Raw genomic sequence first — 9,379 nt, 5'->3', positions numbered from 1 at the left:
GGCAGCCGCCGTGCTGCCGGCATCGGCCAGCACACGGCGGCACTGGTAGAATCGCTGACTTGCTTGAACTCCGTTGCCCATCATGCCCGTACGCGTCCAGACCGCCGATTTCGATCTTTCCACCGAGGTGGCCCGGTTGCGCCTGGCCAACCCCGGGGTCGGGGCGGTGGTGACATTCTTGGGCACCGTGCGGGATCTCAACGAAGGCGCGGTGGTGTCGACCCTGGAGTTGGAGCATTACCCCGCCATGACCGAGCGCGCATTGCAGCAGATCGTCGACCAGGCCCGCGCCCGCTGGCCCATCTTCGACGCGCTGGTGATCCACCGTGTGGGGCCAATGCAGCCACAGGAGCAGATCGTCCTGGTGGCGGTGACCGCGCCGCATCGGGGTGAGGCGTTTGCCGCCTGCGAATTCATCATGGACTATCTCAAGACCCAGGCGCCGTTCTGGAAGAAGGAACAGACGCCCGATGGCGCACGCTGGGTCGATGCCCGCGAAAGCGACGACATCGCGCGCGACAAGTGGGCGCCAGCCACCCGTGCGCCGCGCTGACGGCCTGCCATCGACGCATACCAGGAAACCCCTCTTGTCATCCAAGTTCAGATTGCCGCGCCTTCCCGGCTTGCCCGATACCGCGACGGCCCCATTCTGCCCGTCCGAGGTGGCCGGGTCGATCGATATCCCCGCACGGGCCACGGTCTGGCAGAAGCTGCGCCTGTACGTCGGGCCCGGCCTGCTGGTATCGATCGGCTACATGGACCCGGGCAACTGGGCCACATCGATACAGGCCGGCTCGCAATTCGGCTATCGACTGCTGTTCGTGGTGATGCTGTCGAGCCTGGCCGCGATCGTGCTGCAATGCCTGTGCGCCCGGCTTGGCATCGCCACCGGAAAAGACCTGGCAGTGCATTCGCGCGAGCGATATCCGCGCGCGATCGGGCGCGGCATGTGGCTGTTGGCCGAGCTGTCCATCATCGCCTGCGACCTGGCCGAGGTGCTGGGGTGCGCATTGGCGTTTCACCTGCTGTTGGGCGTGTCGCTGCCGACCGGGGTGTTGCTGACCGCATTCGACACCTTGCTGGTGCTGGGGCTCAAGGGACGAGGTTTTCGCCAGGTCGAGGCCATCATCCTGGCGCTCATCATTACCATCGCGGTGTGCCTGCTGGGGCAACTGGCGTTCGTGAAGGCCGACTGGCATGCGGTGGCGCTGGGCTTCGTGCCGTCGTTGCAGGCCATTTCCAGCCGTGAACCGCTGTACCTGGCCATCGGCATCGTGGGCGCTACCGTCATGCCGCATAACCTCTACCTGCACTCGTCGATCGTGCAGACCCGGGTGGCGCGACGCGATGCGGCGTCGGTGCGCGATGCGGTGCGCTATACGCGCATCGACACCATCGTCTCGCTGGCCATCGCCATGGTGATCAATGCCGCCATCCTGATCCTGGCGGCGTCGGCATTCCATCGCAGCGGCAACACCCAGGTCACCGAACTGGACCAGGCCTTCCATCTGCTTGATCCACTGACCGGTTCGGCGGCCGCCGCGATCCTGTTCGGCATCGGCCTCTTGGCCGCCGGCCAGAGCTCGACCTTCACCGGCACCATTGCCGGCCAGGTCATCATGGAAGGCTTCCTGGAGATGAAGATCCCGTGCTGGCAGCGTCGCGTCATCACGCGCGTGCTGGCGCTGGTGCCGGCCCTGGTGGGAGTGCTCACGCTGGGGCCGCATTCGGTGGGCAAGCTGCTGGTGTTGAGCCAGGTGGTGCTGAGCCTGCAGCTGCCGTTTGCGATGTTTCCGCTGATTCGCCTCACCAGCCGCCGCGACCTGATGGGCGAGCTGGTCAACCGCTGGTGGGTCGCGGCTGCCGCATGGCTGTTGTTCGCCGTCATTTCGGCCGCCAACGTGTGGCTGGTGTGGCAGGTCCTGTTCGACTGAACGGACTGCCACGACCGCGCCGTAGCGCTCATTCAGGGATAGTTCAATTCGAAGCTGGCCAGGCCATCGAGCGCGATCTCGTCCATCGTCGGTAGATCCTTGGCGGGCGCGATCGCAGGCGCCAGCACGATGACCCCGGTCATCGAGGAAAACGCCGTCGGCGTGTTGTTGTTGTCGTGGATGGTCCAGGAATGGCGCCGATTGGGCAGCAGGAACGAGTGCGATCGCATCCAGTCGACCTGGTTGTCGGCCGTGACCAGGCGCATCGTCTTCTGGTCGGCCAGTGGCGGTTCGTCGAACGACAGCGTATAGGCACCCACGTTCTTGCCATCGACCTGGCCCAGTCCGAACAGGAACGACGGCGGCTTGGCCGAGGCCTTGGCCGCGGCGGTGCCGGACCGATGGTCGGTCAGGTCCAGTGACACGCGCGTGGGCGCATCGCAGGCAATGGTGAAGTTGACCTTCTCGTCGTGCAGCAAGGTGCGCCGCTCGGCATTGAGCAGGTGTTTCGAGATGACCCCGACGTCGACCGTGCCGCCATTGGCAAAGGTCAGCGCGCAGGCGGCCGGCTTGATCACGCCGCGTACCTTGAGTTCGGTGCTGGGACCGGCGTTGGCGTGGTGCGACCACAGCGACATGCAAAGCAGGACGAGAACGGGTTTTTTCATGGCAAGGCTCCAATGGAAGAAGGGACGTCGGAAATGCCGCCGGCCAAAATCGGCCATCCCGGCCAGCCCGGCCGTCGCCGCATGCCACGCGCTAGCCGCGTCGCAATTGGCCGGCCGGTCCGGTGCGCTTGCAGGATCGACCCTTGCAGCATTTCAGAAGACCGCCATTATTGTTTCCCTGGTGAAATAAATCATCCCTGGAAGTCGCTTAAAAGCTGAAATTTGACTAAGTTCAAATATCTTCGGGCAGATTCCCGCGACATCAAAAAAAATGGCGACCCGCAGGTCGCCGTCGAGTACAGGGGCGCGCGGCTATCGGGCCAGCGCCGCCGCCTGGTTGGCGCGGGCCTGGCCGCTGCCGGGTTGCAGCACCACGGTGCAGGTCAGGCCGGATGCCAGCAATACCGATGGGGGCACCTGGTCGAGATGGATACGCACCGGAATGCGTTGTGCCAGACGGACCCAGTTGAAGGTGGGATTGACGTCGGCGATCAATTCGCGGCTCTGCGGATTGTCGCGGTCATAGATGCCGCGCGCGATGCTGTCGACATGGCCGCTCAGGGTGGCGCCGTTGATCAGCTGGATGCTGGCGCGGTCGCCAATGGCCAGCAGCGGCAGCTTGGTTTCCTCGAAATAGGCGTAGACCCAGAACGAGTTGCTGTCGATGATGGCGATCTTGGCCGCACCCGCGCTGGCGTAGTCGCCGCTGCGCACGTTCAGGTTGGTGATGTAGCCGTCGACCGGCGCATAGACCTTGGTGCGCTCCAGGTTCAGCCGCGCGGTATCGCGCTGGGACACGGCAGCCTGGTACTGGGCCTGGGCCGATTTGAGCTGCGCCTGCGCCGCCTGCATCTGGGCGTCGGCTGCGGTGACCTGGCTGCCGGCGTCTTCGCGGGCTTCGCGCGAGACCACCAGGGCGTCCATGTCGGCGCGTCGGCGGGCCTGGGCGCGGCGCATGTTGAGCTCCGAGCGGCGCGCCTCGACGTCGGCCCGGCGTACATCGAGTTCGGCATTGCGTGCGGCCACGGCGGCATCGGCCTGTTGCAGCGCCAACTGGTAGCGGGCCGGATCGATTTCCATCAGCAGGTCGCCTTTCCTGACTTGCTGGTTGTCGCGCACCGGCAGGGCCACCACCTGGCCCGAGACGTCCGGCGCGATATTGACCACGTCGGCGCGCACCCGGCCGTCCCGGGTCCAAGGCGACACCATGTAGTGCTGCCACAGGGTCCAGGCCAGGAAGATGGCCAGCAGGAAAATCAGCAAGGTGATGCTGACGCGAAGTATCGATTTGACCGACATGATGATAACTCCTGAGTGTTTCTTGATCTTGTAGTGGTGCTGGTTATTGAAAGGGGCGCCCGGCGCCGTGGCTGGACATGCTAGGCATAGACGACCAGTCCCAGTGCCGCGGCCAGGCACACGAACAGGCTGACCCGGAACAGGGCCGGATGCCAGACCAGGCCATAGAGTCCGATACGCACCAGCAGGCGGTCGGCCACCAGCGCCAGCGCACCGGCCACCAGCACCAGCAGCAGCAGGGTCGGGATATAGGCGTCGAAAAATGAGATCTCACGTGGCATGGCGGGCTCTGGAAGGCGTTGGATGCGTGCTGTCGGTGCCGGTGCGCATCGGTTGCAGCGGCGATTGCGGGTCGAGCAGGGCGGTACGGATGAAGTGCAGGTAGCTCAGCGTGCGCTGCAGGCGATGCCGTTCGCTGCGTTCCCGATAGTGCGGCCCGATGCTTTGCTGGACTTGTTCGATGGCATGGTCGTTGGCGGCCAGGGCATCTGCCAGCGTGGCCGGGGTGGGGCTGGCGAAGAGCGCCGGGATGGTCTCGCGCAGCCGGTTCAGGGCGGCATGCGCGGTCGGCGGCAGCAGGTCGGGTTGCTCGCTGCGTATGCCGTTGAGTTCGGTGCGCAGCTCGATGATGGCATGGCCGATCTCGAGCGTGGCGAAGGTCCAGCCGAAGGCACTCTGGCGCAGCGCCGGGCGGCTGCTGGTGAGCATGGTGATCTGGTGCATCAGGTCGCGCGTGCCGCTCTCGAACTTCAGTGCCAGGTGCGCCAGCTTGCCGAAGCAGGCGTCGACCACCTGCTTGCGCAACTGTCGCTCCAGCACCCGCACGGTCCAGTCGGTGGTAGGCGGCAGCAACAGCATGAAGGCCACGGCGGTGACGATGAGCGACACCAGCAGCGCGATGGCTTCGTTGATATAGCCGGCCGCGTTGAAATGGGCGAAGTTGTCCGGCACCGCCAGGAACGGGAAGAAGATGCAGATGCCCAGCCCGTAGCCGGCCCACCTGGGCTTGGTGGTCAGCAGCACGGCCAGCATCAGCACCGGCGCGAGCATCGCCGCCAGCATCCAGTAGCCATCGATGCGGGGCAGCAGGTGGAAGGTGTAGACATAGCCGGCGATGGCGGCGAACACGACGCCGATGGCCACCGTGCGGGTTGCCTTGGCCGGGTCCGGCGCGGCCGAGGTGATGGCGCAGAAGGCGGCCGCATTGAGGGCCGCGACGTCGCCGCTGGGCCAGCCGCTGAGGATCCAGAAGGCCGACAGCAACAGCAGGGTGACGGCCGCGCGGGCGCCGGCGATGAGCGCGGTGGTCATGCTGGTCTTGGCGGTGTAGGCGTGGTCCCACTGCTCGCGCTCGTGGCGGCGCTGGTTCAGCGAGGCATAGGTCAGGGTATAGGCGTGCAGGTCGTCGATGACCCGGTACAGCAGCTCGGAGGCGGTATCGAAGTCCAGCATGACGCTGTCGCTATCGGCAGGCAACCGGTCGCGGGTGGCGCGCACCCGGCGCGGCAATTCGCGCTTGTACTCTTCCAGCTTGAGACCGGCGTCGGCGGCGTCGACCGCGCTCATGACGGGCTCGCCGCTGCCGCGGGTGAGCAGCGGCTGCACTTCGCGAAAATAGGGCGACAGCGCGTCGATGACGATCGCCGCTCCCGGTGCCGGATTGGCGTGCAGGCGGTTGAGCAGCTGGTGCAGTGCATGTACCCGCGTCGACAGCGCCATGAATTCGCTGTTCATGCGGCTCAGGCGGCCGCTGCGCAGGCGAATCTCGGGGTCTTCGAAGATGGCCGAGCTGCGCAGCGCTTCCAGCCCGATGATGTCGCCCACGAAACGGGCGTTGGTAGCCTCCAGTTGCTGACGGTCGGCGGTGCCGCCCAGGGTGGCGCCGATCAGGTCGACGAAGGCGGTGAAGCGGCCCCGGATCACCCGGACCAGGCCCGGCGCGCTGGCCTGTGGAAACACCAGCGCGCTGACCAGCCCGGCGCAGGCGATGCCGACCGTGATCTCGGTGACACGGGTGGTCACCGAGTCGAACGTGGTGCCGGGATTGAGCGCGGCCGGCAAGCCGATCAGTGCCACCGTATAACCCGACAGCACGAAACCGTACGAGCGGAAATTGCGGTTGTGGGCCGAGCCCACCGTACACAGCCCGATCCACAGGGCCGAGGCGATCAGGAACAATTCCGGCGTCTGTGCAAACAGCCCCACGAACACCACCACCACGGCCGACCCGATCAGGGTGCCGATGACCCGGTAAAAGCTCTTGGCCAGGATCATGCCGCTTTGCGGCTGCATCACGATGAACACCGTGATCAACGCCGAGCGCGGCGATTGCAGGTCGAGCGCGTAGCCGATGCCCAGCGCCAGCAGTGCGGCAAAGACCATCTTGAAGACGTAGATCCAGGTCGGACGTTCGTTGTGCCACCAGTCGGCGGCTGCCTCGCGCAGTTGCACCGGGAACGCCGGGTTGTCGGCCGGGCGGTTCATGGCGCGCCGTCGCCGGCAGGTGCCGGCTCGGACTCAAGCCCGCCGCCCAGCGCTGCGCTCAGGCTGGCGTAGGCCGCCAGGCGCTGGGCCTGCAACTGTTGCGCGATCTGCTGCTGGCGCAACCACTGGGTTTGCGCGTGCAGCACGTTGAGGTAGTCGGTCAGGCCGCGCTGGTAGGCGCGGGTCGAGATGTCGACGCTCTTCTGGGCCGCGGCGATCGACTCGCTTGCCTGGCGCTGCTGGCGCAGCACCGATTGCAAGGTCACCACCTGGTCCGCGATGCCCTTGAGCGCCTGCGACAGCAACTGGTTGTAACGCTCGACTTCGAGGTCGTAGCCGGCCGTGGTGGCGGCCAACTGGCCACGCAGGCGGCCGCCTTCGAAGATCGGCAGCGAGATCGCCGGGCCGTAGCTGGTCTGGATGTTGGGCGCGCTCAGAAAAGAGAACAGGCCGCCACCGGCGGCGGCCGGGCCGATCCCGGCCATCAGGTTGATGTTGGGATAGAACGCCGCCTTGGCCACGGCAATGCCGCGGCCGGCGGCCTGCACCCGCCAGCGCGCGGCGCTGATGTCGGGGCGCCGGCCCACCAGCTCGGCCGGCAGGGCGCTGGGTAGGCCGATGGGCGCATCCAGTACCAGTTGCGGGCGCGTGATGGCGTCGCCGGCGCCGGGGCCTTGGCCCAGCAAGGCGGCCAGCTGGTTGCGTACCAGCGCGATGTTTTCCTGCAGCGCTTCGATCTGGCGCCGGGTCTCCGGCAGGCTGCCCTCGGCCTGGGTGATCTCGAGCTGGGTGCCGATGCCGCCGTTGAAACGGCGGTGCGCCAGGTCGACGATCTTCTGTTCTTCCCTGAGCATGGCCTCGGTGTTGTCGAGCAGGCCATATTGCAGCGCCAGCTGGACGTAGGCGCGCACCACGTTGCTTTCCAGTTCGAGCTGGGCGGCGCGCCCGTCGGCGGCCACCGCGCGCAGTTCATCCTCGGCGCGTTCGGTGGTGTTCTTGTTGCGGTCCCACAGGTCGACGTTGTAGGACAGGCTCAACGTGGCGGTATTGTTCCAGGTCAAGCGGTCGCGAAAGGCGGCGCCATAGTAGACGTTATCGGACCAGTCCTTGCGGCCGATGGAAGCGTCCAGCTGGGCCGATGGCAACTCCCCGGCGTGCGCCGTTACCGCCATGCCCTGGGCCTGGCGCACCCGCGCCGCGGCAATGGCCATGCTGGGATTGCCGGCCACGGCGCGAGCGACCAGGCCGTCGAGCTGCCGATCGCGGTAGACCTGCCACCAGGCACGCTGGGGCCAGCCGGCCTCGGGGCCGGCCTGGCGGATCGCCTGGCCCACATCGAGGCTGGCGCTCGCGCGCACCTGCGCCTGTGGCTTGATGCCGCCCTGGTCGGCGCAGCCGGCCATTGTCAGCGATAGCGCAATGACGCACAGGGCAGGCAGGAAATGGAAAGAAGGGCGGATCATTGTATTACCCAAAAATATGCAAATATCAGATGGTCTCTATTGTATTTTGTAATTATCATTTGAAAAATTGGCCGATTCGCAAAGGGTTATATCTGAATTTGCAATAATCATTGCGCCGTTTTGGGTAACAATGCTCACCTCCGCCAGGGCGCCGAACGCGAGCCATCCTACCTGCGCATGGCATGCGGCTGCAATTGGCAGGATTACGCATAGGAACACAATGGATACCCTGCAAAACATGCGCGTCTTCGTACGCGTGGTCGACGCCGGCAGCTTCACCCTGGCCGCCCAGCAGATGGAACTGACCACGGCGCACGTCTCGCGCGCCGTGGCCGATCTCGAACGCCACCTGCGCACCCGCCTGTTGAACCGCACCACGCGCCGCCTGGCGCTGACCGAGGCGGGCGAGCGTTACCTGCTGCGGTGCCAGCAGATCATGTCCTACGTCGAGGAGGCCGAGGCCGAAGCGAGTGCGGCCTACGTCAAGCCGTCGGGACGCCTGCGGATCCATGCCATGACCAGTTTCGGACAGCGCTACGTGATCCCCGCCATTTCGAACTATCGCAAGCGCTACCCGGATGTGACCATCGAACTGACCCTGGCCCAACGGATTCCCGACATGCTCGAGGAAGGCTATGACGTGTCGCTGGTGCTGGCGCGCGAGTTGCCCGATTCGGGCTTGATCTTCCGCCAGCTGGGCAGTACCTACAGCATGCTGTGCGCGTCGCCCGCCTATCTGGACAAGTACGGCGCGCCGCAAAAGCCTGCGGACCTGCACCATCATGCCTGCCTGCAACTGGTGAGCCCGGTGTCGCCGCTGGACGAATGGGTGATCGAGGGCATCGACGGCAGCACCGACACCATCGGCGTCAAGAGTCATTTCCAGGTCAACGTGGCCGAGGCCATGCTGGTGGCCATCCGGGAAGGCATGGGCATCGGCGTGCTGCCGATCTATTCGGCGGTGGACCCGTTGCGCGCCGGTACCATCGCCCGCGTGCTGCCACAGCACCGCATGCAGCAGATGGGCGTCTATGCGCTCTATCCGTCGCGCCAGTACCTCGATGCCAAGATCAGCACCTGGGTCGACTGGATGCACGAAAGCGTGGACAAGGCACTGCAGGAAGACCACCAGGCGCTGGAGCGTATCGGCAGCCTGCGCGACGAGCTGGCCGGCATCCCGACCGCCCAGGACAACGCCGCCTGAGCGGGCACCTGCTGGTATCGGTAAACCTGATCCAGGTCAAGCCGATTTGCTTGAAATTCAAATCGCCGGCCCAATTTTCTATTCATTGAAAAATTGGAGCCCATCATGCGTCTCGACAAACTGACTACCAAATTGCAGGAAGCACTGGCCGACGCCCAATCGCAGGCGGTCGGCCGCGACAATCAATACATCGACCCGGTACATCTCATCACGGCCCTGTTGAACCAGGAGGGTGGCGGCGCACGCTCGTTGCTGCAACGTGCCGGGGTCAACGTCAATGGCCTGGCCAACGCCCTGCAGGAAGCCGCGCAGCGGCTGGCGCAGGGG

At 65.6% G+C, this 9,379-nt stretch carries 9 protein-coding genes; 4 read left to right on the top strand and 5 right to left on the bottom strand.

The window, feature by feature from the left end; all coding sequences use genetic code 11:
- Positions 1-82: 82 nt before the first annotated feature.
- The gene (gene moaE, locus PMI40_RS04155; protein WP_008112439.1) at positions 83-553 is read left to right on the top strand and encodes a molybdopterin synthase catalytic subunit MoaE; all 471 of its coding nucleotides are present in this window, start codon (positions 83-85) and stop codon (positions 551-553) included.
- Positions 554-587: 34 nt separating this feature from the next.
- A complete protein-coding gene (locus PMI40_RS04150; protein WP_008112436.1) occupies positions 588-1,934 on the top strand; it encodes an Nramp family divalent metal transporter in 1,347 nt (448 codons plus the stop codon).
- Positions 1,935-1,966: 32 nt separating this feature from the next.
- Here the strand turns inward: PMI40_RS04150 and PMI40_RS04145 are convergent, their stop codons facing one another.
- The 5 genes from PMI40_RS04145 to PMI40_RS04125 all read right to left on the bottom strand — a co-directional run bounded on the left by PMI40_RS04145 (position 1,967) and on the right by PMI40_RS04125 (position 7,848).
- Entirely contained in the window at positions 1,967-2,602 is a 636-nt protein-coding gene (locus PMI40_RS04145; protein WP_008112434.1) for a DUF1120 domain-containing protein, read from the bottom strand.
- Between the two features lie 312 nt (positions 2,603-2,914).
- Positions 2,915-3,901 (bottom strand): HlyD family secretion protein, encoded by a 987-nt coding sequence (locus PMI40_RS04140; protein ID WP_008112432.1) that lies wholly within the window; start codon positions 3,899-3,901, stop codon positions 2,915-2,917.
- Positions 3,902-3,981: 80 nt separating this feature from the next.
- Positions 3,982-4,182, bottom strand: coding sequence for a DUF1656 domain-containing protein (locus tag PMI40_RS04135; RefSeq protein ID WP_008112431.1), 201 nt, complete (start codon positions 4,180-4,182; stop codon positions 3,982-3,984).
- Positions 4,172-6,385, bottom strand: a complete 2,214-nt coding sequence (locus PMI40_RS04130) for an FUSC family protein (RefSeq protein WP_008112428.1) — start codon at positions 6,383-6,385, stop codon at positions 4,172-4,174. Before PMI40_RS04130 ends, PMI40_RS04135 begins: the two co-directional genes overlap by 11 nt.
- Entirely contained in the window at positions 6,382-7,848 is a 1,467-nt protein-coding gene (locus tag PMI40_RS04125) for an efflux transporter outer membrane subunit (protein ID WP_008112426.1), read from the bottom strand. The genes PMI40_RS04130 and PMI40_RS04125 overlap by 4 nt, the downstream gene beginning before the upstream one ends.
- A 220-nt stretch (positions 7,849-8,068) precedes the next feature.
- Between PMI40_RS04125 and PMI40_RS04120 the strand changes: the two genes are divergently transcribed.
- Together PMI40_RS04120 and PMI40_RS04115 are read left to right on the top strand one after the other, a co-directional pair.
- Entirely contained in the window at positions 8,069-9,052 is a 984-nt protein-coding gene (locus PMI40_RS04120; RefSeq protein ID WP_008112424.1) for a LysR family transcriptional regulator, read from the top strand.
- 105 nt (positions 9,053-9,157) lie between these two features.
- A partial coding sequence (locus PMI40_RS04115) for a Clp protease N-terminal domain-containing protein (RefSeq protein WP_008112422.1) occupies positions 9,158-9,379 on the top strand: 222 nt, incomplete at its 3' end.

Origin of the sequence: Herbaspirillum sp. YR522 (assembly GCF_000282575.1) — a bacterium.
In the GTDB taxonomy this organism is placed as follows: Bacteria; Pseudomonadota; Gammaproteobacteria; order Burkholderiales; family Burkholderiaceae_D; genus Herbaspirillum.
The sequence above is the reverse complement of the archived record's forward strand: the minus strand, read 5'-3'. Positions and strand labels throughout refer to the sequence as shown.

Bases quoted from the DNA above. Each gene is read 5' to 3' on its own strand.
- PMI40_RS04145 (WP_008112434.1), bottom strand. From the start codon at position 2,602: ATGAAAAAACCCGTTCTCGTCCTGCTTTGCATGTCGCTGTGGTCGCAC.
- PMI40_RS04125 (WP_008112426.1), bottom strand. From the start codon at position 7,848: ATGATCCGCCCTTCTTTCCATTTCCTGCCTGCCCTGTGCGTCATTGCG.
- PMI40_RS04135 (WP_008112431.1), bottom strand. From the start codon at position 4,182: ATGCCACGTGAGATCTCATTTTTCGACGCCTATATCCCGACCCTGCTG.
- PMI40_RS04120 (WP_008112424.1), top strand. From the start codon at position 8,069: ATGGATACCCTGCAAAACATGCGCGTCTTCGTACGCGTGGTCGACGCC.
- PMI40_RS04130 (WP_008112428.1), bottom strand. From the start codon at position 6,385: ATGAACCGCCCGGCCGACAACCCGGCGTTCCCGGTGCAACTGCGCGAG.
- PMI40_RS04140 (WP_008112432.1), bottom strand. From the start codon at position 3,901: ATGTCGGTCAAATCGATACTTCGCGTCAGCATCACCTTGCTGATTTTC.
- moaE (WP_008112439.1), top strand. From the start codon at position 83: ATGCCCGTACGCGTCCAGACCGCCGATTTCGATCTTTCCACCGAGGTG.